General features: G+C 73.1%; 26 protein-coding genes. 15 read left to right on the top strand and 11 right to left on the bottom strand.

Annotated elements, in window-relative coordinates:
* Positions 1–22: 22 nt before the first annotated feature.
* Positions 23–346: a hypothetical protein gene (locus AB0H57_RS06220; protein ID WP_357503222.1), complete on the bottom strand. Its 324-nt coding sequence runs from the start codon at positions 344–346 to the stop codon at positions 23–25.
* Positions 346–660 (bottom strand): DUF6158 family protein, encoded by a 315-nt coding sequence (locus AB0H57_RS06215; RefSeq protein ID WP_357503220.1) that lies wholly within the window; start codon positions 658–660, stop codon positions 346–348. The genes AB0H57_RS06220 and AB0H57_RS06215 overlap by 1 nt, the downstream gene beginning before the upstream one ends.
* A gap of 121 nt (positions 661–781) precedes the next feature.
* Between AB0H57_RS06215 and AB0H57_RS06210 the strand changes: the two genes are divergently transcribed.
* Positions 782–1198, top strand: coding sequence for a hypothetical protein (locus AB0H57_RS06210; RefSeq protein WP_357503218.1), 417 nt, complete (start codon positions 782–784; stop codon positions 1196–1198).
* 26 nt (positions 1199–1224) lie between these two features.
* Complete coding sequence (locus AB0H57_RS06205) at positions 1225–1554, top strand: DUF3817 domain-containing protein (protein ID WP_357503216.1); 330 nt, start codon at positions 1225–1227, stop codon at positions 1552–1554.
* 9 nt (positions 1555–1563) lie between these two features.
* On the opposite strand, the gene AB0H57_RS06200 is transcribed toward AB0H57_RS06205, so the two are convergent.
* Positions 1564–2079: a DUF6232 family protein gene (locus AB0H57_RS06200; RefSeq protein ID WP_357503214.1), complete on the bottom strand. Its 516-nt coding sequence runs from the start codon at positions 2077–2079 to the stop codon at positions 1564–1566.
* Positions 2080–2578: 499 nt separating this feature from the next.
* Between AB0H57_RS06200 and AB0H57_RS06195 the strand changes: the two genes are divergently transcribed.
* Positions 2579–3580, top strand: a complete 1002-nt coding sequence (locus AB0H57_RS06195; protein WP_357503212.1) for an NlpC/P60 family protein — start codon at positions 2579–2581, stop codon at positions 3578–3580.
* A gap of 80 nt (positions 3581–3660) precedes the next feature.
* Here the strand turns inward: AB0H57_RS06195 and AB0H57_RS06190 are convergent, their stop codons facing one another.
* From AB0H57_RS06190 to AB0H57_RS06180, 3 genes are all read right to left on the bottom strand, one after another.
* Positions 3661–4650, bottom strand: coding sequence for a sigma-70 family RNA polymerase sigma factor (locus AB0H57_RS06190; protein WP_357503210.1), 990 nt, complete (start codon positions 4648–4650; stop codon positions 3661–3663).
* A 370-nt stretch (positions 4651–5020) separates the two neighbouring features.
* Positions 5021–5977, bottom strand: a complete 957-nt coding sequence (murQ, locus tag AB0H57_RS06185; protein WP_357503208.1) for an N-acetylmuramic acid 6-phosphate etherase — start codon at positions 5975–5977, stop codon at positions 5021–5023.
* Positions 5974–6888: a MurR/RpiR family transcriptional regulator gene (locus AB0H57_RS06180; RefSeq protein ID WP_357503206.1), complete on the bottom strand. Its 915-nt coding sequence runs from the start codon at positions 6886–6888 to the stop codon at positions 5974–5976. Before AB0H57_RS06180 ends, murQ begins: the two co-directional genes overlap by 4 nt.
* A gap of 309 nt (positions 6889–7197) precedes the next feature.
* On the opposite strand from AB0H57_RS06180, the gene AB0H57_RS06175 reads away from it, so the two are divergent.
* Positions 7198–7881 (top strand): SDR family NAD(P)-dependent oxidoreductase, encoded by a 684-nt coding sequence (locus tag AB0H57_RS06175; RefSeq protein WP_357503204.1) that lies wholly within the window; start codon positions 7198–7200, stop codon positions 7879–7881.
* Between the two features lie 15 nt (positions 7882–7896).
* On the opposite strand, the gene AB0H57_RS06170 is transcribed toward AB0H57_RS06175, so the two are convergent.
* The gene (locus AB0H57_RS06170; protein ID WP_357503201.1) at positions 7897–8643 is read right to left on the bottom strand and encodes a dTMP kinase; all 747 of its coding nucleotides are present in this window, start codon (positions 8641–8643) and stop codon (positions 7897–7899) included.
* Here AB0H57_RS06170 and AB0H57_RS06165 point away from each other — a divergent pair.
* The 5 genes from AB0H57_RS06165 to AB0H57_RS06145 all read left to right on the top strand — a co-directional run bounded on the left by AB0H57_RS06165 (position 8594) and on the right by AB0H57_RS06145 (position 11226).
* Positions 8594–9379, top strand: coding sequence for a nucleotidyltransferase (locus tag AB0H57_RS06165; protein ID WP_357503199.1), 786 nt, complete (start codon positions 8594–8596; stop codon positions 9377–9379). The genes AB0H57_RS06170 and AB0H57_RS06165 overlap by 50 nt on opposite strands.
* A gap of 62 nt (positions 9380–9441) precedes the next feature.
* On the top strand, positions 9442–9651 hold the full coding sequence (locus AB0H57_RS06160) for a hypothetical protein (protein ID WP_255609217.1): 210 nt from the start codon (positions 9442–9444) through the stop codon (positions 9649–9651).
* Positions 9652–9664: 13 nt separating this feature from the next.
* Positions 9665–10387 (top strand): metallophosphoesterase, encoded by a 723-nt coding sequence (locus tag AB0H57_RS06155; protein WP_357503197.1) that lies wholly within the window; start codon positions 9665–9667, stop codon positions 10385–10387.
* A gap of 42 nt (positions 10388–10429) precedes the next feature.
* Positions 10430–10573, top strand: a complete 144-nt coding sequence (locus AB0H57_RS06150; protein ID WP_222955619.1) for a GPGG-motif small membrane protein — start codon at positions 10430–10432, stop codon at positions 10571–10573.
* Positions 10574–10728: 155 nt separating this feature from the next.
* Positions 10729–11226: a TspO/MBR family protein gene (locus tag AB0H57_RS06145; RefSeq protein WP_357503195.1), complete on the top strand. Its 498-nt coding sequence runs from the start codon at positions 10729–10731 to the stop codon at positions 11224–11226.
* A 46-nt stretch (positions 11227–11272) separates the two neighbouring features.
* Here AB0H57_RS06145 and AB0H57_RS06140 read toward each other — a convergent pair whose 3' ends face one another.
* Complete coding sequence (locus AB0H57_RS06140) at positions 11273–12046, bottom strand: peptidoglycan DD-metalloendopeptidase family protein (protein WP_357503193.1); 774 nt, start codon at positions 12044–12046, stop codon at positions 11273–11275.
* A gap of 258 nt (positions 12047–12304) precedes the next feature.
* Here AB0H57_RS06140 and AB0H57_RS06135 point away from each other — a divergent pair, with 258 nt between their 5' ends.
* From AB0H57_RS06135 to AB0H57_RS06115, 5 genes are all read left to right on the top strand, one after another.
* Positions 12305–13648 (top strand): ABC transporter substrate-binding protein, encoded by a 1344-nt coding sequence (locus AB0H57_RS06135; protein ID WP_357503191.1) that lies wholly within the window; start codon positions 12305–12307, stop codon positions 13646–13648.
* Between the two features lie 68 nt (positions 13649–13716).
* Positions 13717–14763: a sugar ABC transporter permease gene (locus AB0H57_RS06130; RefSeq protein ID WP_357503189.1), complete on the top strand. Its 1047-nt coding sequence runs from the start codon at positions 13717–13719 to the stop codon at positions 14761–14763.
* A 1-nt stretch (position 14764) separates the two neighbouring features.
* Positions 14765–15724, top strand: a complete 960-nt coding sequence (locus tag AB0H57_RS06125) for a carbohydrate ABC transporter permease (RefSeq protein ID WP_357503187.1) — start codon at positions 14765–14767, stop codon at positions 15722–15724.
* A gap of 62 nt (positions 15725–15786) precedes the next feature.
* Entirely contained in the window at positions 15787–16863 is a 1077-nt protein-coding gene (locus AB0H57_RS06120) for a LacI family DNA-binding transcriptional regulator (RefSeq protein ID WP_357503185.1), read from the top strand.
* Positions 16864–16945: 82 nt separating this feature from the next.
* Entirely contained in the window at positions 16946–18625 is a 1680-nt protein-coding gene (locus AB0H57_RS06115; protein WP_357503326.1) for a glycoside hydrolase family 13 protein, read from the top strand.
* A 52-nt stretch (positions 18626–18677) separates the two neighbouring features.
* Here AB0H57_RS06115 and AB0H57_RS06110 read toward each other — a convergent pair whose 3' ends face one another.
* The 3 genes from AB0H57_RS06110 to xylA form a co-directional block, all read right to left on the bottom strand.
* Positions 18678–20093 (bottom strand): MFS transporter, encoded by a 1416-nt coding sequence (locus AB0H57_RS06110; protein WP_357503324.1) that lies wholly within the window; start codon positions 20091–20093, stop codon positions 18678–18680.
* 135 nt (positions 20094–20228) lie between these two features.
* The gene (gene xylB / locus AB0H57_RS06105) at positions 20229–21716 is read right to left on the bottom strand and encodes a xylulokinase (protein WP_357503183.1); all 1488 of its coding nucleotides are present in this window, start codon (positions 21714–21716) and stop codon (positions 20229–20231) included.
* Positions 21717–21728: 12 nt separating this feature from the next.
* On the bottom strand, positions 21729–22916 hold the full coding sequence (xylA, locus tag AB0H57_RS06100) for a xylose isomerase (RefSeq protein ID WP_357503181.1): 1188 nt from the start codon (positions 22914–22916) through the stop codon (positions 21729–21731).
* A gap of 53 nt (positions 22917–22969) precedes the next feature.
* On the opposite strand from xylA, the gene AB0H57_RS06095 reads away from it, so the two are divergent.
* Positions 22970–24229 (top strand): ROK family protein, encoded by a 1260-nt coding sequence (locus tag AB0H57_RS06095; protein WP_357503179.1) that lies wholly within the window; start codon positions 22970–22972, stop codon positions 24227–24229.
* Positions 24230–24239: the final 10 nt, after the last annotated feature.

Here is a 24239-nt window from a genome sequence, read left to right as displayed (position 1 = left end):
GATCTCTCGTCAGGGCGCCGGCTCAACCGGCGGTCAGGTTGTCCGCCACCTCGCGGGCGAGGTTGGCCAGGATCTCGTCGGCCAGTCCGTGGTCGGGGCCGGAGAGGTCCAGCCGGACCCGGGCCCCACCGGCGTCGCCCGGCTCGACGTCGATGTCGGCGGACCAGCCGGCGGAGTCGCAGGTCCAGCGGGCCCGCATCTCCTCGGCGTCGACGTCCGCCAGGCGCTGGCTCCCGGTGCGGCGCAGCGGCTCCGGCAGCCAGGCCGCCGCCCGGTCCGGGTCGGTGGCGGTGTTGAACACCACCTCGGGCGGCGCCGACATGCCGCGTTCGGCGTGCGTGCCCATCAGGCGTCCCGCAGCCGGCTCGGGTCGACCTCGCGCCCGGGGTGCCGGGCCAGGTATTCCGTCTCCAGTTCGGCGGTGCGCCGCAGATGGTTGGCGAGCGCCGAGTCGGCCGCGTACCGCAGGGTGTCCAGCCGGGTGCGGTGCAGGCTGTGCATCTCCCGGATCAGGTCCTCGTCGCCCAGTTCCGCCGGGTCCACCCCGAGCAGTTCGGGCTCGATGTCGGCGGTGGCCCGCGAGTCGAGGTGGTCACCGTCCCACTCGGGCATCCGCTGTTCCGGGCTGGCGTCGCCGCCGCGGCGTACTGATTCGGTCATCGTCGCCCCCTGTTCTCGTCCGGGCTGGCGTCTGTACGGATGCCCACGGCGGGTGACACCAAACCCACCGCACTACGACACGGTGTCGGAGACGCCCCGCCCGCCCGGTACCCTCGATGCCATGAAGCGGCTCTGGACACCGGCGTGGATCGCCCGCCACGTGGCCATGGTCGTGCTGGTCGTGGGCTTTCTCGGACTCGGCTGGTGGCAGGTCACCCGGGCCGCCGGGGGCAACGCGCTGAGCTACGGGTACGCGATCGAGTGGCCGGTCTTCGCCGGCTTCGTGGTCTTCGTCTGGTGGCGTGAGGTGCGGCACACGCTCCGCAAGGGCTCGCCCGAGCCGCCGGCCACCCCGGCGCCGCCGGCGGCCGCCGGCTCCGCGCCACCCACCCGCACCCCGGGGGTACGCCGTCCCGTGCGGGTCACCCGCCGGCCGGCGGCTGCCGGCGCCGACGACGGCGACCTCGCCGACTACAACCGCTACCTGTCATGGTTGAACGCCAACCCGGGCGCCCGGCCCGGCGACTATCCCGGCTGAGGCCGGCTTCGGAAGGACGGACGACGGTGGGCGGAGCCCTTACCCGGTACCGCGTGATCGCCTGGATCGTGGGCGTGGCGCTGGTGGTGCTGGTCCTGATCGGCATGCCGCTGAAATACCTCTTCGACAGCCCGACGGTGGTCGCCGTGGTCGGCACCGCCCACGGTTGGCTGTACATGCTCTACCTGGCGGCGACGTTCGACCTGTCCCGCCGGGTGAACTGGCCGCTGCAGCGGATGCTGCTGGTGATGCTGGCCGGCACGGTGCCGTTCGTGTCCTTCTACGCCGAGCGCCGGGTGAGCCGCTGGCTCACCGCCGGGCGGCAGCCGCGCACCCCGGAGCCGGTGGCCGGCTGACCGCCGGCCTCAGCGGTCCGGGCGCCACGGATCGGCGGCGCCGCGCGGGTCCTCCCAGTCGGCGTACCGGATCCCCTCGCGGGCGCGGTCCAACGCCTGGGTCACCTCGTCGAGCTGCCGCGGGTCGTCGGTGCTGAACAGCAGCACCTCGGTGCCCCGGTGCCACCCCCACAGCTCGTACGGCGGCGGCCGCCACCAGTCGCCGGCGAGCCCGAGCAGCACCGGCAGCGCGGCGAACGCGCCCAGGCCGAGGTACGCCCCGGCGGTGAGCCGCTCCAGTCCCCCGGTGAAGCCGAGCAGCACGCCGGCGGCGCCGATCAGGGCGGCGGTGGCGGCGACCACCCGGACCGCCAACCGGTCGTGCGGGCCGCGGTCGGTGCGCAGGTGGGTCAGCTCGGCGACCGGAAAGCTCTGCCGGCAGACGCTGAACCGCTCGACGGTGACCACGATGCCCGGGCGCGCGTAGATCAGCCGGCTCGGGCCTGGCGTGCCCCGGCCCCGGTGGGCGCGGTGACTGGTCTGCACGGTGGACCTCCCCCCACGGTGCGGTGACGCCCGGCCGGAGGTCACCGTCGGCCACCAGCGTGGTGTCCCCCCGACGGCGGTCCGGCCCGGTGGCTCCATTCTCGTGCCGGCCCGCACCCGCCGGCCCCTCGATTGCCGGGGCGGTGGCCGCCGAGCGGCGAGCGGCCCGCCGGATATCAGCGGCGCATTTCATGTTTTATCCGCCCTGAGCACGGCGCTCGATGCGACATCCGCCGACAACGACCAATCCGGCCGATCCGTACGAGCCGGGCGGCTGGCCTTCCGCGCCCCGCGAGCACCGGCACCGAGCGTGTTTCACGTTCGTCACACCTGCGGCGTTATGCAACTTTCGCCCCTGCTTCCCCTGCGGGTCGCTCCTGTCCCGAGTTACGGTGAGCGAGCCGGACCGGTCCACAGCCCCCACCCGGGAGGCCCCGGGGCGGTGCCGCCGGGGCGTCAGCAGCTCTCCGACGGCGGTTGGGAGAGGAGCCTTCCGCTCTTGTCGTCCCTACGGATCCTGCTGCGCACCATCGCGGTCGCCGGCCTCGCGGCCGCGCTGATCGCACCGGCGTCGGCCGTCCGGGCCGAGCCGACCCCCGCCGAACTGACGGCGCGGATCGAGGAGTCATCCACCCGGTTGGAGCGGGTGGTCGAGTCGTACAACGCGCTCAACGAGCGGATGAAGGCCAACCGGGCCACCGCCGCCACCATCCAGACCCGGCTCGGGCCGCTGGCGGCGCAGGCCGAACGCAGCCGCGCGGACGTGGCCGAGCTGGCCGTCAACGCGTACAAGACCGGTGGCCTGCGCGACGTCGAGGCGCTGCTCGAGCCGGGCAGGTCCGGCACGCTGGCCGACCGGCTCAGCGTGGTCGACCGGCTGACCCGGCAGCGCCAGGAGCGGATCGCCGGCTACACCGCGAACCAGCGGCGCCTGCTGGCCGAGAAGAATCAGTTGGAGCACACGCTGGCCCAGCAGGCCACCCAGGCCCGCACGCTGACCGCCACCAGGCAGAAGATCGAGAAGGACCTGGCCGACCTCTACGAGCTGCGCCGCGAGGCGTACGGCCGGGCGACGGAGGCGCCCGAGCCGGCCCCGGAGCCGCCACCGGTCAAGTCCGAGCGGACCGTCAAGGCCACGTCGGCGCCCGCCGTCAGCGGCGACGCCGGCACCGCGGTGCGGTACGCGTACGGCGCGATCGGCAAGCCGTACAGGTGGGGGGCCGACGGTCCCGACGGGTACGACTGCTCCGGCCTCACCCTCGCCGCCTGGCGGGCCGCGGGCAGGTCCCTGCCGCACAACGCCGCCATGCAGTGGCGGAAGGTCAGCCACATCGGACGCGGCGACCTGCGCCCGGGCGACCTGGTCTTCTACTCGGGCCTCGGGCACGTCGCGCTCTACGTCGGCGGTGGACAGGTGATCGACGCGCCGAGCGCCGGCCGCAACGTACGCAAGCGGTCGATGGACATGTCGACCCCGTACGGCTACGGCCGGGTCGGCTGACGCCCCGGACACGGCGAACGGCCGGCGCCCCCGGGAAGGGGACGCCGGCCGTGTCGGGTCTCGGTCGAAGCGCCGGGCGGTCAGGCCGCCTGGAGCCCCTCGGCCCGGGCCAGCTCGCGGAGCCGGCCGAGGGCCTGGATCTCCAGCTGGCGGATCCGCTCCCGGGAGAGCGAGAAGCGCGACGCGACCTCGGTCAGCGAGTGCTCCCGCCCGTCCTCCAGGCCGTAGCGGGCCCGCATGATGCCGGCGGACCGGTCGTCGAGGTGGTTGAGCAGTCCCTCGATCCGCTGCCGCTCCAGCCCGGTGAGGACGATCTCCTCCGGCGACGGGGCGTCGCTGTCGGCCACCAGGTCACCCAGCTTGGTGTCGCCGTCGTCGCCGACCGGGGTGTCCAGCGACACCGTGTCCTGCGACCAGCGGACCAGCTCGTTGACCCGCTCGACGGTCACCCCGAGCGCCGCCGCGATCTGCTCCGGCTCCGGGTCGCTGCCCAGCTCACGAGTGAGCTGCCGGGCCACGTTGCGCATCCGGTTGACGTCCTCGACCAGGTGCACCGGGAGCCGCACGGTGCGCTCCTGCTGGGCGATCGCCCGGCTGATCGCCTGGCGGATCCACCAGGTGGCGTAGGTGGAGAACTTGTAGCCCCGCTCGTAGTCGAACTTCTCGACCGCCCGGACCAGGCCGGTGTTCCCCTCCTGGATGAGGTCGAGCATGGGCATGCCCGAGCGCACGTAGCGGCGGGCGATGGACACGACCAGTCGCAGGTTGGCCCGGATGAAGAGATCCTTCGCCCGCTCGCCCTCGACGACCAGCCGCTCCAGGTCCTCCCGGTCGACGCCGGCCGGCACGCGGTCCTGGCCGAGCAGGTGCTCGGCGTAGAGGCCGGCCTCGATCGCCTTGGAGAGATCGACCTCCCGGGCGGCGTCCAGCAGCGGCGTCCGGGAGATCTCGTGCAGGTAGACGCCGACCAGGTCCCGCTCCTCGGCGACCTCGTCGGTACGCATGCCGATGTTCTTGTCCACGATTGCCACGGTCCCCTCGCTCGCGCCGGTTGCCCGGTTCCTTGCCATCCCCACGTCCGTCAGCTCCCTCCCGCGCCGTCCGCAGTGCCCCCCGGTGCTGACCTGACACCTGCACAACAGATGGGACGTGTCGGGGATTCCATGTGCTGGATCGAAAGTGTCACGAATGCCTGAGTACTAGCTGGGAGCACGGTCCACGTTTGCTGTCAGCGCCGTTGCCTCATGTGCCGCCCGACCTGGGACGAAGAGGCGAATCGAGCGCTCGTTACCGCCATCTACGCGCCGGTGGGCCGGCCGGTTCATTCATGGGGAGACGATTACCCCCACGCTTGTCGAACAATCCGGGGCGTGCGCCAAGTCCCATCGACGAGGTGTTCCGCGTCTCACCCGCCGGCGGGCGGCGCGCCGAGGGCCTCGGTCAGGAGGCGAGCAGGTCGAGGGCGCCGCGTACCTGGTCGGCGGAGCGGGCCAGCGCGGCCCGCGCGGCCGGGATCTCGACCCCGGAAACCAGGGAGACCAGCGCGGTCTTCAGGTCGCCGTCGGCCTCGTTCAGGGCGCGTCGGCAGAGATCCTCCGGGCAGTCGGTCGCCTCCACCAGAATGGAGATCATCCGGCCTCGGAGCTTGGCGTTGGTCGCCACCATGTCGATCATCAGGTTCGAGTAGACCCGGCCGAGCCGGACCATCACCGCGGTGGAGAACATGTTCAGCACCAGCTTCTGCGCGGTGCCCGCCTTCATCCGGGTCGACCCCGTGACCACCTCCGGCCCGGTGTCCACGCCGATGAACACGTCGACCGAGGATGCGGCCGGCGCGTCCGGATTGGCGCAGATCAGGGCGGTCGCGGCCCCCTGGGACCCGGCGGCGGCAAGGGCGCCCAGTACGTACGGGGTGCGCCCGCTGGCGGCCAGTCCCACCACCACGTCACCCGGGCGGACGCACTCGGCGACCTGCGCCGCGCCGCCCTGGGCGTCGTCCTCGGCGTCCTCCACCGCCCGCCAGATCGCGTCCGGGCCGCCCGCCAGATGGGCGCAGAACCAGTGCCGGGGCGAGTTGAAGGTCGGCACGAGTTCGGCCGCGTCCAGCACCCCGAGCCGGCCGGACGTGCCGGCGCCGAAGTAGTGCACCCGTCGCCCGTCGCGCAGCGCCGTCGCCGCCAGGTCCACCAGCGCCGCGATCTCGTCGAGCACCCCGGCGACCGCGGCGGGCACCAGCCGGTCCGCGTCGTTGATCACGGTGAGGACGTCCCGGGTCGACATCAGGTCGAGGTCGGCGCTGAGCGGGTTACGGCGTTCGGTGGGCGCGCCCACCCGGACCACCGGGCGGACCGGCAGCGGGGCGGCGATCTCGTCCCGCCCGACCCGGCCGGCGGTCACCCGCGCCTCCGTCCGGAACCCACCCGGTGCGACTGGACCGCCTCGGCGGTCGCCTCGAGCGCCTTGCGGGCCCGCGCCCGGTTCCGGGCGGCCACCCCGACGAAGAGGCAGTCCACGACGGTCAGCTGGGCCAGCCGGCTGGCCATCGCCCCCGAGCGGTAGGTGGTCTCCCGGGCCGCCGTGGTGAGCACGAAGTCGACCACGTCGGTGATCGGCGAGCGGGGGAAGTTGGTCAGCGCCACGGTGGTCGCCCCCCGCGCCCGGGCCTGCTCCAGCACCTCGATCACGTCGCTGGTGGTGCCGGTGTGCGAGATGCCGACCGCGACGTCGCCCCGGCCGAGCAGGGCGGCGGAGGTCAGCGCCGTGTGCACGTCCGGGAAGTAGAACGCGGTCCGGCCGATCCGGTGCAGCTTCTGCTGGAAGTCCGAGGCGACGAAGCCGCTGGCGCCGGCGCCGTACACGTCGATCCGGCCGGCGCCGACGATCGCCTCCACCACCTGCTCGCAGACGGCGGGGTCGAGTTGCTCGGCGGTTTCCTCGACCGCCCGGGCGTCGTTGAACGCGATGGTGGCGATGATCTGGGCCAGGTCCGCGCCGGGCGGGATGTCGCCGCCGACCACCCGGGCGTCCGTCGGTTCGACCCGGCGGGCCGCCTCCGCCGCGAGGCGGATCCGCAGCTGCGGGTAGCCGTCCATGCCGACCGACCGGCAGAACCGGATGACGGTGGCCTCCGAGGTCTCGGCGGCGGTGGCGAGGTCGGTGATCGTACGCCGCGCGGCGTCGGCCGGATCCGCGACGACCAGGCGGGCCACCCGCTGCTCTGCGGGGGACAGTGACGGGAGCAGGCCGCTGATGTGGACGATCAGTCCACCGGGCTCCTGACTCGCGGAAATCTTCGGACTCTTCGCCACGGATGAAACTTACTTTCACGAGCGGCGACCGTCAACCACGACTGGGCTTTTCCGACAAAAGTACGCCTAGCCGTGGCGGACCCGCGCAGAGCATCCCACCGGCAGGCGACCCCCGCCTCCCCCGGTCCGGTCGACCCCGCCTCCCGCCCGGCTGCCGTTCCCGGTCCGGCCAGCCGCTCCGCCCCCGCGCCGCCGGCCCATGCCGGCGGCCGCGCACCCGCCGATCCATCGGTTGAGCGGGGCCCCTGCTATACCGGAGGCGTCAACCGGGGGCCCTTCCTTGCGGGTGGGCCGAGGAGGGAGTGGGCGATGGCCGAGCGCAGCGTGCTGGTGACCGGTGGGACGGGCGGGCTGGGCGGGGCGGTGACCGCGGATTTCCTGGCCGCGGGCTGGCGGGTGGTCGTACCGTCGCGGACCGACCGGCCCACGGCGGCCGGCGGACCGGTCCGGGTGACCGCGGACGTCACCGATCCGGCCGGCGCGGCGCACGCGGTCGAGGTGGCCGCCGCCGACCGGGCCGCCCCGCTGCGGGCGGTGGTGAACCTGGTCGGCGGGTACGCCAGCGGCGGGCTGGTGCACGAGACCCCGATCGAGGAGTTCGACCGGCTGCTCGCCGTCAACCTGCGCCCCACGTACCTGGTCACCCGGGCCGCCCTGCCGCACCTGGTCGAGGCCGGGGGCGGATCGGTGGTCTGCGTCTCGGCGCGGGCGGCCCTGGCACCGTTTCCCGGCGCCGCCGGCTACGTCACCGCCAAGGCGGCGGTGCTGGCGTTCGCCAACGCGGTGGCCGTCGAGTACCGGTCGGCCGGGGTGCGCTGCAACACCGTCCTGCCCAGCGTGATCGACACTCCGGCCAACCGGGCCGCGCAGCCGGCGGCCGATCACGGGCGCTGGGTGCCCCCGGCGGAGATCGCCTCGGTGATCCGGTTCCTCGCCTCGAACGATTCCGCGCCGACCAGCGGCGCCGCCGTGCCGGTCCACGGCCGGGCCTGAGCCGGGCCGCCGTCCCTACGGTTGGGCCTGCGCCGGCGCGGCCACGCCGAGCGGCGGCAACGGCGGCGCGACCGGGTCGGCCGGTACGGCCGGCCCGGCCTCGCCCGCGGGCCGCGACGTCCGGGTGTTCTCCGGCAGCCAGCCGGCCAGGTGGGCCCGGATCCGCCGGGTGACCTCCTCGGGCGGGGCGCCGGCGTCGACCACCACGAACGACGGGTACTCCGGCAGCGTCCGGTACGCGGTGGCCGCGGCGGTCAGGTAGTCCATCGCCTCGTGGTCGGTGCCGCGTCGCTCGATCCGCCGGTACGCCTCGGCCGGGTCGACGGCCAGCAGGAAGGTGACCTGCGGCGGCGGGAAGAGCCGGTAGCCGGCCCGGGCCAGCCGCTCCCACCGCTGGCCGCCGTGCGCCCGCATGCTGACGTACTGGCAGGCGGCGTAGCGGTCCATCACCGCCGTCCGGCCGGTCACCAGGCAGCTCAGCAGCGCCGCCGCGATCGCCAGCCAGCGCAGCACCGACTCGACGGCGAGCAGCCCGCCGCGCCCGACCAGGCGCTGTGCGTCCGGCCGGCCGAGCCGCCGCGCCACCCGGCCCAGCCAGCGGCGTCCGCCGGCGTTGCGGTGGTAGGTGGCCGGACGCCCGCCGGCGGTGAGCGCGTCGGCGAGCCGGTGCGCCTGGGTGGTCTTGCCCGAGCCGTCGATCCCGATCAGGGCGATGCTGCGCAATCGGGGCCGGCGACGCCGACCCCGCACGGTTGCTGACACCTTCACCAGGTTATCGGAACGGCGCACCTCCGGGCCGTTTTGTCCCCTTCCGCGAAGTCCGCCACGTGGCCAGGTGTGGACGACCCGAATGCCGGGTACGCAAACCCGATCCGACCGCCTGTCCCACCACCATGACCGACGGGAGACGCAGATGGCCGAGCGCGGGGACGAGAGCCTGCTGCACACGCTCAAACGAGTCGCCGCCGTGCTCAAGCAGTCGGACATCCCGTTCGCGCTCGGCGGCAGCTTCGCGGTGTACGCCCACGGTGGGCACTCCAGCGAGCACGACGTGGACTTCCTGATCCGCGAGGAGGACGTCGAACGGGCCCTGGAGGAGTTGGTCGCGGCCGGCTTCACCGCCGAGCGCCCGCCCGAGGACTGGCTGGTCAAGGTCTACGACGAGGGCCGGATGGTGGACCTGATCCACCGGCCGATCGAAACCCCGGTGACCGAGGAGACCTTCACCGACACCATCGTCCGGCCGGTCGACGCGATCCACATGCCGGTGCTCTCGGCCACCCAGCTGATGGTGCACAAGCTGCTCAGCTTCTCCCAGCACTACTGCGACTTCGCCCGGGCCCTTCCGCTGGCCCGTTCGCTGCGGGAACAGATCGACTGGGAACGGGTACGGAAGGAGACGCAGCACTCGCCGTACGCCGAGGCGTTCCTGGTGCTGCTCGACCGACTGGACGTGGTGCCGGGCTCCGGCACGCCCGGAGGAAGGGAGACGGTGTGACCGAGCGGCAGAACGGCGGCGCCGAATCAGCCGACGAGTACGTCGAGGCGGAGATCCACCGGATGCTGGCGGAGGACCCGGCCGTCGCCGAGCAGGGCATCACTGTGGTCCGCCGGGAACGCGGCCTGGTGCTGTACGGCGAGGTGGAGAGCCCGCACCGGCGGGAGGAGATCCTGCGCCGGGTGGCCGAGCGGTTCCCGGACGTGCCGATCACCAGTGACATCGGGGTGATCCGCACCCAGGCGCCCACCCAGGTCGAGGAACTGCCGTAAGGAGGTCACCAGGATGATCCGCATCGCCGCCGTCGGCGACGTGCACGTGGACCAGGACGTGGTCGGGCGGTTCCGGCCGGCCCTGGAGGAGCTGCCGGACTGCGCCGACGTGCTGCTGCTCGCCGGCGACCTGACCCGGCACGGCACCGAATCCGAGGCGCGCTGCGTGGCCCAGGAGTTCGGCGACCTCGGGGTGCCGGTGATCACCGTGCTCGGCAACCACGACCACCAGTGCGACCAGGTGCCGCAGGTGGTGAAGGTGCTCTCCGACGCCGGCATCACCGTCCTGGAGGGGGACGGGATGGTGGTGGAGTGCCCTGGTGGCCGGCTCGGCGTGGCCGGGGTGAAGGGCTTCGGCGGCGGGTTCGCCGGCCGCTGCGCCAGCGACTTCGGGGAGCCGGAGATGAAGGCGTTCGTGCGGACCACCAACGAGAGCGCCGAGACGCTCGGCAACGCGCTGCGCGGGCTCGACTGCGACCTGCTGGTCGCGCTCACCCACTACTCCCCGGTGCCGGACACGCTGGCCGGGGAGCCGCTGGAGATCTACCCGTTCCTGGGCAGCTACCAGTTGGGGCAGGCGATCGACTCGGCGCCCACCTCGCTGGCCCTGCACGGGCACGCCCACCACGGCACCGAGCGGGGCACCACGCCGGGCGGCGTACGGGTGCGCAACGTCGCCCACCCGGTCATCAAGCAGGCCTACAGCATCTTCCACCTGGGAGATCAACTGGACTGAGCATCAGGTTTCCGAGTTCGGACACCCGGGTACTCAGCGACCATGGAGCTGATTCTCTGGATTCTCGCAGTCGTACTGGTCGTGGCCGGCATCCTGGCGCTGTTCCGTCGGCAGATCCTGTGGGGCATCGTCCTCATCGTCGTCGGTCTGCTCGTCGGCCCCGGCGGGGTCAGCATCTTCACCTGATCCCCCTCTACCCCTACCACCTCTCGACCCACCGGGGTCGTCGGGCCCGGAGCCTCGTCCTCCCAGACAGGAGCTTCCGGACCCGACGACCCCGGTGCCGTGTCGCAGGCGGCCGGCAGGGGTTTGCCCGCCTTCCAATCGGCAAGGCCTCGACCATGGAGACGTCGGAACGTGCGCGCGGGCGCAGGACCGGGGCCCGGAGGTGGTGGGCGCTGCTCGGGTTCGGCGCGGCGGTGTTCGCCGCCGCGGCCGTGGGCGGGCTGGGCGTACGGGGCACCTCGGCCGAGTACAAGGCCCTGGAGCGGCCGGCCTGGGCACCGCCGGACTGGCTGTTCGGCCCGGTCTGGACCGTGCTCTACCTCCTGATCGCCGTCGCCGGCTGGCTGGTCTGGCAGCGGGTCGGCTTCGGGCCCGCGCTCTGGGCCTGGGCGGCCCAACTCGTGCTCAACGCCGGCTGGACCCCGCTCTTCTTCGGCGCCGGCCAGTACGGCCTGGCGTTCGCCGAGGTCGTGGTGCTGTGGCTGGCGATCGGGCTGACGGTGGCGCTGTTCTGGCGGGTGTCCCGGCCGGCCACCCTGTTGATGCTTCCCTACTGGGCCTGGGTCACCTTCGCGGCGGCGCTGAACTTCGCCGTCTGGCGCCTCAACGGCTGACCGGCGCCGGGCCACCGGCCGTCGCCGAGCGGGTGGCCCGACCGGATCAACAGCGCGGCACGTTGGGGATGTACCCGTCGTACCCGGTGTAGACGTACGCGTCGGAGATGTACCGCCCGGTGCCGATCCGGTCCCAGATGCTGCTGGTGCCGTACGTGCCGGTGACGGTGGTGCCGGAGGTCTGGCAGTAGATGGTCACCTTGGCGCCGTCGGCGACCGAGCCGACCGGGGCGTAGCCGGTGCCCGGACCGGACCGGACGGTCAGGTCGGCGCCGGCGGTGTTCACCGTGCCGGTGGCGGTGCCTGCGCAGTTGTTGTCGCTGGTGTAGGTCTTCGTGCCCCAGTAGAGCGCGAGCGTGCCGTTGAACCGCACCTGGATGTCGTTGCCGTTGAGCCGCTGCTCGTAGTGCAGGTGCGGGCCGGTCGAGCCGCCGGTGCTGCCGACCCAGCCGATCACCCTGCCGTAGCCGACGCTCTGGCCGACGGAGACGTTGAAGCCGTTGAGGTGCGCGTAGTAGGTGGTGTAGCCGCCGCCGTGGTCGATCCGGACGTACTTGCCGTAGCTGGTGCCGCCGAGGTCGGTGACCCGGTCGACGGTGCCGGGTGCGCTGGCCACCACCGGGTCGCCGAGGTCGTCGGTTCGGTTGAAGTCCACCGCGTACGCCGGGCTGTGGTCGCTGCGGGTCTGCCCGGACCAGGACTGCCCGCACGGGAACGGCACCTTGAAGGCCGGCGCAGCCAGCGCCGGCCCCGCCGGCACCAGCAACGATCCGGCGACGAGCAGGGCCGCCGCGGCCAGGCTCGACCAACGTCCACGCATCCGACACCTCCAATGTCGAGATTCTTCAATACGTATGCCACAGCGTGACAGAAACCTGCATCGATGAAAAGGCGCGCCGGCCCACACCCTGCGTGGGAGCGCATCCACGGCCGGTGAGCGGTTACTGGATTGTTACCGGGCCGTGTCCGGCAGGGGGTGGACCCAACCACATGCAAGCGCTTACATGTGAGGATCACCCATCGGACCGGCGCTCGGGTCCTCCGACCTGCGACCGCGCCGGCAAGGAAGGAGAACGGCATGGCGTTTGCCAGATCACGCCAGGCTCTCGCGATCGCCGGCGTGCTCGGACTGGCGCTCGGCGCCACCGCCTGCGGCACGGGCAACGACAAGGGCAGCGACAAAACGGGCTCCGCCGAGTGCTCGCAATACGAGAAGTACAAGGGCAACGACGGCAAGAAGGTCACCATCTACTCGTCCATCCGGGAGATCGAGGCCGACCGCCTCGACCAGTCCTGGAAGGAGTTCGAGGACTGCACCGGCATCAACATCGACCACGAGGGCTCGGCCGAGTTCGAGGCCCAGCTCCCCGTCCGAGTTGACGGCGGCAACGCCCCCGATATCGCCTTCATCCCGCAGCCGGGCCTGCTCAAGCGGTTCGCCGACGCCGGCAAGCTGAAGGAGGCCGGCGCCGACACCAAGGCCATGGCCGAGCAGAACTACTCCCCCGACTGGCTGAAGTACAGCACCGTCGACGGCAAGTTCTACGGCGCCCCGCTGGGCTCCAACGTCAAGTCGTTCGTCTGGTACTCCCCCAAGACGTTCCAGGAGAAGGGCTGGAAGGTCCCCGAGACCTGGGACGACCTGATCAAGCTCAGCGACGAGATCGCGGGCTCCGGCACCAAGCCGTGGTGCGCCGGCATCGAGTCCGGTGACGCCACCGGCTGGCCGGCCACCGACTGGATCGAGGACGTGCTGCTGCGCACGGCCGGTCCCGAGGTCTACGACCAGTGGACCACCCACGGCATCCCGTTCAACGACCCGAAGGTCGCCGAGGCGGTCGACCGGGCCGGCACCATCCTCAAGAACGAGAAGTACGTCAACGGCGGCTTCGGCGGCGTGAAGAGCATCGCCACCACCTCCTTCCAGGAGGCCGGCACGCCGATCACCACCGGCAAGTGCGCCCTGCACCGCCAGGCGTCCTTCTACGCCAACCAGTGGCCGGAGGGCACCAAGGTGGCCGAGGACGGCGACGTCTTCGCGTTCTACTTCCCGGCCATCGACCCGGCCCAGGGCAAGCCGGTGCTCGGCGGCGGCGAGTTCGTCGCGGCCTTCGCCGACCGTCCCGAGGTCCAGGCGGTGCAGACCTACCTGGCCTCCGGCGAGTACGCCAACAGCCGCGCCAAGATCGGCGACTGGGTGTCGGCGAACAAGAAGCTCGACCTGAACAACGTCCCCAACCCGGTGGACAAGCTCTCCGTGGGCATCCTCCAGGACCCGAAGACCGTCTTCCGGTTCGACGGTTCGGACCTGATGCCGGCCGCGGTCGGCGCGGGCACCTTCTGGAAGGGCATGGTCGACTGGATCAACGGCAAGGACACCGCCACCGTGCTCCAGGGCATCGAGAGCAGCTGGCCGAAGTGATCTGACGGCGTGGCCCGGTCCGCTCCGGCGGGCCGGGCCACCCTCGATCTCGGACCCAAGGAGGGTCGATGGAGTTCGACTGGGCTGGGGAGACGCCGAAGTTCCTCATGCTGATGTACGGGCTGATCGCCTTCGTCGCGGTGGTGGGCGGTCTGCTCCTGCTCCTCGACGTGGTGCCGGCCTGGTTCGCCCGCCGCCAGGAGGCGCAACTGGTCGCCGCCTCGACGAGCGGCACGCCGCTGCCCCGCCGGCGCAAGCCCCGGGAGGGGCTGTTCGCCCTGTTCTTCCTGCTGCCGACGCTGCTGCTGCTCATGATCGGGCTGGTCGTGCCGGCGATCCGGACCACGCTGCTGTCGGTCATGAACCGCGACGGCAGCAGCTGGGTGGGCCTGGACAACTACGGGTGGATGTTCTCCGAGGACTCGATCATCCAGGTGCTCACCAACACCCTGACCTGGGTGATCCTGGTCCCGCTGGTGGCCACCGCGTTCGGTCTCATCTACGCGGTGCTGGTGGACAAGGCCCGGTTCGAGGCGGTGGCCAAGTCCCTGATCTTCCTGCCGATGGCGATCTCCTTCGTCGGCGCCGCCATCATCTGGAAGTTCGTCTACGCCTACCGGGGCGAGGGTGACCAGATCGGCCTGCTCAACCAGATCGCAGTCAGCCTGGGCGGGCAACCGAAGCAGTGGCTGCTCGAGTCGCCGCTGAACACCTTCCTGCTCATCGTGATCATGATCTGGATCCAGGCCGGCTTCGCCATGGTCGTGCTCTCCGCCGCGATCAAGGCCATCCCGGCGGACATCATCGAGGCGGCCCGGCTGGACGGGACCACCCCGTGGCAGATGTTCTGGCGGATCACCATGCCGAGCATCCGCCCGGCGCTGATCGTGGTGGTGGTGACGCTGTCCATCGCCACCCTCAAGGTCTTCGACATCGTCCGCACCGCCACCAACGGCAACTACGACACCAGTGTGATCGCCAACGAGATGTACAACCAGGCGTTCCGGTACCAGGAGACCGGGCGGGGCTCCGCCCTGGCGGTCTTCCTGTTCGTCCTGGTCCTACCTCTGGTGATCTTCCAGATCCGCAACCTGCGTCAGCAGCGGGAGGGCTGAGATGACCACCGCCACGCCCACCGTCGGAGTCGGCGCACAGGCCGCCGGGAAGCCCACCCGGGCCGGCCGGGTCCGCAAGCGGCTGAACAGCCGCACCGCGACCCTCGTCTCGATCGTGATCGCGCTGCTCTGGACGGTGCCGACCTTCGGCCTGTTCGTCTCCTCGTTCCGGCCCGAGGACCAGATCAAGACCACCGGCTGGTGGACGTTCTTCCGCGACCCGCAGTTCACCCTGGAGAACTACCAGCAGGTGCTCTTCAGCGGTTCCTCGTCGGGACGGCTGGCCAGCTACTTCATCAACTCGCTGGCCATCACCATCCCGTCGGTGCTCTTCCCGCTGGCCTTCGCCGCGCTCGCCGCGTACGCGCTGGCCTGGATCAACTTCCGGGGCCGGGACTGGGTCTACATCGGCATCTTCGCGCTGCAGATCGTGCCGCTGCAGATGGCGCTGGTGCCGCTGCTGCGGTTCTTCTCCACCGGGGTCACCGTCGGTGGGGTCCAGCTGCTCCCCGCCTGGGACCTGGTCGACGAGCAGAAGTTCGCCCAGGTGTGGTTCGCGCACACCTGCTTCGCGCTGCCGTTCGCGGTGTACCTGCTGCACAACTTCGTCTCGCAGCTGCCCAGCGACCTGATGGAGGCGGCCCGGGTCGACGGGGCCACCCACCCGAAGATCTTCCGCACCATCGTGCTGCCGCTGATCACCCCGGCGCTGGCGGCCATCGGCATCTTCCAGTTCCTCTGGGTCTGGAACGACCTGCTGGTGGCGCTGATCTTCGCCGGCGGTGGCAACGAGACCGCCCCGCTGACCGTCCGGCTCGCCGAGCTGGCCGGCACCCGGGGCAACGAGTGGCAACGGTTGACGGCGGGCGCCTTCGTCTCGATCGTCGTACCGCTGATCGTGTTCCTGTCCCTGCAGCGCTACTTCGTCCGCGGCCTGCTCGCCGGCAGCGTCAAGGGCTGAACCACGCACCGCCGCCGCCCGGCTCCCGGGCGGCGGCGGGGTTGGCTCGGAAACAGGGTGCCGTGACGAAGATTGACGACGTCGCGCGGCTGGCCGGGGTGTCGACCGCCACGGTCTCGCGGGCCCTGCGCGGGCTGCCGACCGTCTCGGCCGCGACGCGCCGCCGGGTGCTCGCCGCCGCCGAACAACTCCAGTACGCGGTCTCGCCCAGCGCGTCGCGCCTGGCCGGCGGCCGGACCGGGACCGTGGCGGTCATCGTTCCCCGGATCACCCGGTGGTTCTTCAGCACCGTCGTCGAGGCGGTCGAGGAGTTCCTCCACCAGTCCGGTTACGACCTGCTGCTGCACAACCTCGGCGGGCGGGAGCAGACCCGGCAGCGGGTGCTGCGTACCGCGAACCTGCACAAGCGGGTCGACGCGGTGATGCTGGTGGCCACCCCGCTGCGGCCGGCCGACCGGTCCGCGCTGGCCGCCCTCGAGCTGCCCGGGGTGACGGTCAGCTCCGGCACCGACGTACCCGGCTGGCCGTGCGTCCGGATCGACGACGTCGCCGCCGCCCGCGCCGCCACCCGACACCTGCTCGACCTGGGGCACCGGCGGATCGCGCACATCTCCGGGGACCCGGACGACGAACTCGCCTTCACCGCCCACCTGGACCGGCGCCGCGGCTACCGGGAGGAGCTGCGGGCGGCGGGCCTCCCGGCCGACCCCGGCCTCGACGTGGAGTCGATGTTCAGCATCGACGGCGGCCACCGCGCCACAGTGCAGCTGCTGGCCCGGGGCGAGCCGCCCACCGCCATCTTCGCCGCCTGCGACGAGATGGCGATGGGGGCACTGACCGCGCTGCGCGAGGCCGGGCTGCGGGTGCCGCAGGACGTCAGCGTGATCGGCATCGACGACCACGACCTGTCCGCGGTGCTCGGGCTGAGCACCATCGCGCAGCCCGCCGCGGAGCAGGGACTGCTCGCCGCCCGGCTGCTGCTCGACCCGTTGGGCGGCCGGGACGTCGAGCCGTACGCCGGGCCGGCCCCCCGCCCCCGCGGCGGCGCGGTTGCGGCGCGGCCCGCGCCGGCGGCCCCGGTGATCCTGCCCACCCGCCTGGTCGTCCGGGAATCCACCGCGCCACCCCGGGCAGACTGAACAGGTCCGCCCGCGCGCTCGCGGGCAGACTGAAGGAACCATCCGGCGCCGCGCCACACGGCTCGACACACGGGAGACCGCCCTGAACACCACACCGACGACGACCCAGGACACGACCGGCGGCCCGGCCACCGGCTGGTGGACCGAAGCCGTCATCTACCAGATCTATCCGCGCTCGTTCGCCGACTCCGACGGCGACGGCTTCGGCGACCTGCCCGGCATCACCGCCCGCCTCGGCCACCTCGCCGAGCTGGGGGTCGACGCGGTGTGGCTGTCCCCGTTCTATCCGTCGCCGCAGGCGGACGCGGGCTACGACGTGGCCGACTACCGGGACGTCGACCCGCTGTTCGGCAGGCTGGAGGACGCGGACAAGCTGATCGCCGAGGCGCGGGCCAAGGGGCTCAAGGTCATCGTCGACCTGGTGCCGAACCACACCTCCTCGGCGCACCGGTGGTTCACCGCGGCGCTGGCCGCCGGTCCGGGCAGCCCGGAGCGGGCCCGGTACGTCTTCCGCGACGGCCTCGGGCCGGACGGCGCGCAGCCGCCGAACGACTGGCAGAGCGTCTTCGGCGGGCCCGCCTGGACCCGGGTCACCGACCCGGACGGCCGGCCCGGCCAGTGGTACCTGCACCTGTTCGACACCGCCCAGCCGGACCTGAACTGGGACCACCCCGAGGTGCGGGCCGAGTTCCTGGACATCCTCCGGTTCTGGCTCGACCGCGGCGTGGACGGCTTCCGGGTGGACGTCGCGCACGGCCTCATCAAGCAGGCCGACCTGGCCGACTGGCAGGAGCCGCAGGAGATCCTCTCCGGCGCGGAGGTGGCGAAGCCCCGCCCGCCGATGTGGGACCAGGACGGCGTGCACGAGATCTACCGGGAGTGGCGCCGACTGCTCGACTCCTACGGCGGGGACCGGATCCTGGTCGCCGAGGCGTGGGTGGAGCCCGCCGAGCGGCTGGTCCGGTACGTGCGCCCGGACGAGATGCACCAGGCGTTCAACTTCGAGTACCTGCTGGCCGCCTGGACCGCGCCCGCCCAGTACGCGGTGATCACCCGCTCGCTGGAGGCGACCGACGCGGTCGGCGCGCCCACCACCTGGGTGCTCTCCAACCACGACGTGGTGCGGCACGCCTCCCGGCTCGGCCTTCCCACCACCCTCACCGGCGGCCGGCCGAACGGCATCGGCGCGGGTGACCCCCAGCCGGACGCCCCGACCGGGCTGCGCCGGGCCCGGGCGGCGACCCTGCTGATGCTCGCCCTGCCCGGCTCCGCCTACCTGTACCAGGGCGAGGAACTGGGCCTGCCGGAGCACACCACGATGCCGGACGAGGCCCGCCAGGACCCGACCTGGGCGCGCAGCGGGCACACCGTCCCCGGCCGGGACGGCTGCCGGGTGCCCATCCCGTGGGAGGCCGACGCGCCGTCGTACGGCTTCGGGCCGACCGACGCCAGCTGGCTGCCGCAGCCGCCGAGCTGGGCCGAGTACGCGCTGGACCGGCAGCGCGGGGTGCCCGGTTCGACGTACGAGCTGTACCGCACGGCGCTGCGGCTGCGCCGGGAGCACGGGCTCGGCCGGGGCACGCTGCGCTGGCTCTCCTCCGGCGACGAGGTGCTGACGTTCGCCAACGACGGGGTGACCGTGCTGACCAACTTCGGGTCGGCGCCGGTGCCGGCGCCGGCGGGCGAGCTGCTGGCGTCCAGCGCCCCGCTCGACCCCGACGGCCGGGTGCCCACCGACGTGACGGTCTGGCTCCGCACCTGAGTTGTTGGGAGGGGCCCCCGCCTATACAGAATGCGTTAAGCGGGGCCCCTCCTTACCCGCGGTCGGCGCGGCTGTGCAGGAGGTGGTGAACGGCGCGGATGTCCCTGGGTGAGGTGCGGGCGGCCAGCCAGTACATGATCCCGGTGGGCAGGAAGAAGAGCTGGAACGCGGCCAGCCCCACCGCGTAGTTCAGCGGCGGCGGGAACGCCGCCCGCAGCGCGTGGAAGGCCACCCCGACCAGCCCGTTGCCGGCCGCCCGGCCGACCCCGTTCACCAGGTTGCCCAGGCTGTACACCGTGCCGCGGTGCTCGGGCGGGTTGACGTCGGCGATCAGCGCGAACCAGTTCGGCGAGTTGGCCGAGGTCAGCGCCAGGGCGAGGACGGCCGTGAGCAGGCTCAGCCCGACCGTGGGTTCGGTGACCACGCTGGCCAGCACCGCCCGGACCACCGCGCCGGAGCCCGCTCCGTCGGGCACGTCGATGCGGATCGGCACGAAGAAGAGCACCAGGTAGAAGGGCACGGCCGCGAGGATGCCCACGGCCGCGACCAGGGCCCGCCCGCTCGGCGTACGCCGTTGCAGCGCGTCGCCGACCAGGCCGCCCACGATCGACAGCACCCCGCCGAGCTGGAACAGGGTGGCGAAGACACTGCCCACCACCACCGCGGTCGTCGGCGAGTAGCCCTGGGCCCGGGCCCGCTCGGCGAAGAGCACCGGCAGCCAGACCAGCGAGCCGAACGCCGCCTGCGCGGTCAGGCCCTGGAGGATCAGCCACCGGTTGGTCCGCCGGGCCAGGATCCGGGGCAGGTCCGCGCGGGTGATCCGGTAGTCGTACTCGCCGCCGGCGTCGAGCACCGCAGCCAGTTCCGGTTCGCTCTGCCCGCGCTGGATGTCGAAGGTGAACAGGTACGCCACCGTGGCCGCCAGTCCCACCACGGTCAGCAGCAGGAACGGCCGCCGCCAGTCGGTGGCGCCGAGCAGGCCGCCGGTGAGCGTGCCGGCGAGGGTGCCGACGCCCTGGGAGAGCCCCCAGAAGCTCATCACCAGCCCACGCCGGCGCGGCGAGATCAGGTCGGTGACCACGGAGAAGCCCACCGAGCCGACCGCGCCGAGGCCGACCGCCGCCACCAGCTGGGCCGCCAGGAACGTCGGATAGTCCCCGACGTACGCGCTGCCGCCGGTGCCGGCGGCCCAGATCAGCGTGCCCACCATCAGCAGCCGCTTGCGGTTGCTCCGGTCCCCCACGTACGCCCAGCCCACCGCGGCGACCGCGCTGACCAGGAAGCTCACCGCGGTGACCAGGCCGAGCAGCCGCTGCGGCACGCCGAGCGCGCCGGAGATCGGCTCGTACAGCGGGGGCACCAGGCCGATCGCCACGTTGTCCAGCGAGGCCAGCACCACGAACACCACGACGCTGTAGAACCGGTGGACGGTCCCCCCGCCCAGCCAGCCACCCGACCGCCGCCGCACGCCCGCGTTGCCCCCGCTCACCCCGCCACCGCCACGATCACCGCACCAGCATGCCCGGTGGGTCGATCCAGGAGAACCGGGGCCCGCCGATCTCCTCGGCGAACGGTTCCCCCGGATCGACCGAGGCGGTGGTCGTCAGCCGAGGCGGGCCACGGTGTGGTCGCGAGCCTGGGCGTACCGGTCGCGGATGGCCGGCACCGGGTCGGCCACGTACTCCTCGGCACCGGTCAGTGACCATCCGGGCGGGGTCGGACCGCCCAGGACGACCCAGGCGGCCTGGCGAGCCGCGCCGTCGGCGACGTACTCGCCGGGCGGTGGCACCACCACCGGGCAGCCGAAGACCTGCGGGGCGATCCGCCGCACCGCCTCGGAGCGGGCGCCCCCGCCGACCAGCAGCACCCGGTCGACCCGGGCGCCCTGCCCGCGCAGCGCGTCCAGCCCGTCGGCGAGCGCGCAGAGCATCCCCTCCACCGCCGCCCGGGCCAGGTGCGCCGGCGTCCCGGTACGCAGGGTCAGCCCGTGCACCGAGCCGGTCGCGTCCGGCCGGTTGGGGGTCCGCTCCCCCTCCAGGTACGGCACCATCACCAGGCCGTCCGCGCCGGGCGGGGCGGCCAGCGCCAGCTCGGCCAGCCCGGCCAGGTCGACGCCGAGCAGCGCGGCGGCCGTGTCGAGCACCCGGGCCGCGTTGAGCGTGCAGACCAGCGGCAGGAACCGGCCGGTGGCGTCGGCGAAGCCGGCCACGATGCCGGACGGGTCGGCGGCCGGGGCGTCGGCGACGGCGAACACCGTGCCGGAGGTGCCGATGGAGACCATCACATCCCCCGGGCCGGCCCCCACGCCGAGCGCGGCGGCGGCGTTGTCCCCGGTGCCGGGGCCGAGCAGGACCGGCGGCGCGGCGGTGGTGCCGGACCCCGCTGCGGAGGCCGGTCCCGCCGGCGCGCCGGCCGGGCCGGGGAGCACGTCCGGGTCGAGGTGCCCGGCCGCCTCGGCCGGGCCGAGCACCGCCGGCACCCGGACCCGCCGGCCGAGGGCCTGTTCCAGCAGGTCCAGGCGGTACTCCCCGGTCCGGGGGGACCAGTAGCCGGTGCCGCTGGCGTCGCCCCGGTCGGAGCGCAGCGCGGCCAGCCCGGGCGCACCGGCCAGCCGCCAGGTCAGCCAGTCGTGCGGCAGGCAGACGGCGGCGACCCGGGCGGCGTTGTCCGGCTCGTGCCGGGCCAGCCAGCGCAGCTTGGTGGCGGTGAAGCTGGCCACCGGCACGCTGCCGGTCGCCTCGGCCCAGAACCGGGGACCCGCCGCGTCCTCGCCCGCCTCGGCGGTCAACTCCCGGGCCGCGTCGGCGGAGCGGGTGTCGTTCCACAGCAGCGCCGGGCGGACCACCTCGCCCGCCTCGTCCAGGCAGACCATGCCGTGCTGCTGGCCGGCGACCGAGACGGCGGCCACGTCGGCCAGCCCGCCGGCCTCGGCGACGGCGGCGCGCAGCGCCTCCCACCAGGCCCGCGGGTCGACCTCGGTGCCGTCCGGGTGCGGCGCGCGGCCCTGCCGGACCAGCGCGCCGGTCTCCGCGTCCCGGACGACGACCTTGCAGGACTGGGTCGACGAGTCGACCCCCGCGACGAGCGGCATGCCGGGCCCGCCTCAGCGCGCGCCGAGCAGGTGCTCGACGGCGAGCTGGTTGAGCCGGACGAAGCCGTAGCCCTGGGCGCCGGCCGCCTCCGGGTCGTACTCCTCGAAGGCGGACCGGTCGGCGAGCAGCTCGGTGTAGCCCTCGCCGGAGCCCAGCGTCGGGGTGGCCAGCTCGGCGACCTTGCTGGCGGCGAGCGCCTCGACCACCTCCGGGTCGGCCCGGAACGCCGCCGCCCGCTCCTTGAGCAGCAGGTAGGTGCGCATGTTCGCCTCCGCCGAGGCCCACACCCCGGCGATGTCCTCGGTGCGCGAGGGCTTGTAGTCGAAGTGCCGCGGCCCGTCGTACGCGGGCGCGCCGTCCGGGCCGCCGTTCTCCAGCAGGTCGACCAGGGCGAACGCGTTGAGCAGGTCGCCGTGGCCGAAGACCAGGTCCTGGTCGTACTTGATGCCGCGCTGGCCGTTGAGGTCGAGGTGGAACAGCTTGCCCTGCCAGAGCGCCTGGGCGATGCCGTGCGCGTAGTTCAGCCCGGCCATCTGCTCGTGGCCGACCTCCGGGTTGAGCCCGACCATCTCGGCGTGGGCCAGGGTGGAGATGAAGGCCAGCGCGTGCCCGATGGTGGGCAGCAGGATGTCGCCGCGCGGCTCGTTCGGCTTGGGCTCAAGGGCGAAACGCAGGTCGTAGCCGCGGTCGAGGACGTACTGGCAGAGCAGGTCGACGGCCTCCCGGTACCGGTCCAGCGCCGCCCGGACGTCCTTGGCCACGTCGTACTCGGCGCCCTCCCGGCCGCCCCACATCACGAAGGTGCGCGCGCCCAGCTCGGCGGCGAGGTCCACGTTGCGCAGCACCTTGCGCAGCGCGTACCGGCGGACGTCGCGGTCGTTGCTGGTGAAGCCGCCGTCCTTGAACACCGGGTGGGTGAAGAGGTTGGTGGTGACCATCGGCACGACCAGGCCGGTCTCGTCGAGGGCCTTGCGGAACCGGGCGATCTGGGCGTCGCGGGTGGCGGCGTCCGCGCCGAAGGGAAACAGGTCGTCGTCGTGGAAGGTGATCCCGTACGCGCCGAGCTCGGCGAGGCGGTGCACGGCCTCGACCGCGTCCAGCTCCGGGCGGGTGGCGTCGCCGAACGGGTCACGCGCCTGCCACCCCACGGTCCAGAGACCGAAGGAGAACTTGTCGGCGGGGGTGGGACGGGGTGCCATGGGAACCTCCGGGGTGGTGGGCAAGGCCGCAATTTGTTCAGTGGTTGAATTAAATGACCGCCGTGTGGCAGTGTCAAGGGGTGACGAGCACCAGCGCCGTCGGGGCGGTCCGCCAGGGCAGCCTGCGCGAGCTCAACCTCGCCGTGGTCCTCGGCCAGATCGCCGCCGCCGCCCGGCCGCCCTCCCGCGCCGACCTGGCCACCGACACCGGGCTCACCCGGGCCACCGTCTCCGCCGTCGTCGACGACCTGATCGGCGGGCGGCTGGTGAGCGAGGCGGCACCGGCGCCCCGCAGCGGGGCCGGGCGGCCGGCCCGGGGGCTGGTGCTCGCCGACCACGGACCGGCCGGGCTCGGCCTGGAGGTCAACGTCGACTACCTGGCCGCCTGCGTGGTCGACCTCGCCGGCACGGTGCGCCACCACGTCGTACACCGGGCGGACCTGCGGCCGGTGTCCCCCGCCGACGCCCTGGCCCGGCTCGCCGCCCTCGCCGCCGGCGCCCGCGCGGCGGCCGACCGGGAGGGCCTGGTCCTCGCCGGCGCCACCCTCGCCGTGCCCGGCCTGGTCGACGCGCATGGTCTGGTCCGGCTCGCGCCGAACCTGGGCTGGCGGGACGTGGACGTCCCCGGCCTGCTCGCCGACCGACTGCGGATCGATCCGGTCCCGGGGGTGCCGCCGCTGGTGGTCGACAACGAGGCGAACCTGGCCGCCCTGGGCGAGCTGCACGCCGGTCCGCCCGGCGCGCCCAGCTTCCTGCACATCTCCGGTGAGGTCGGCATCGGCGCCGGCATCGTGCTGAACGGCTCGCTCTTCCGGGGCGCCCGCGGCTGGAGCGGCGAGATCGGCCACGTTCCGGTCCGCCCCGACGGCCGGCCCTGCCGCTGCGGCGGCCGGGGCTGCCTGGAGCGGTACGCCGGCCAGGAGGCCATCCTCACCGCCGCCGGGCTGACCGGGACGGACCTGCCGGCGGACACCGCGACCACCACGCTCGCCGGCCTGGCCACCGAGGGCGACCAGGCCGCCCTGACCGCGCTGCACGACGCCGGCACGGCACTCGGGGTGGCGGTCTCCGCCGTGGTGAACCTTCTCGACCTGGACACGGTCGTGCTCGGTGGTGGATACGCCACCCTGGCGCCGTGGCTACGCCCGGCCATCCTCACCGAGTTGTCCCGCCGGGTGCTCACCGCGCCGTGGGCGCAGGTCACCGTCCGCCCGGCCGCGCTCGGCCCCCGCTCGGCCGCCGTCGGCGGGGCCGGCTCGGTGGTCCGCGCGGTCATCGCCCGACCCGTCGGCTGGCTGGCCCGCTCCGGCTGACCGCTGGCTG

Source organism: Micromonospora sp. NPDC050686 (assembly GCF_040654475.1).
Lineage (GTDB): Bacteria > Actinomycetota > Actinomycetes > Mycobacteriales > Micromonosporaceae > Micromonospora.
This window is presented reverse-complemented; position numbering and strand designations above follow the sequence as displayed.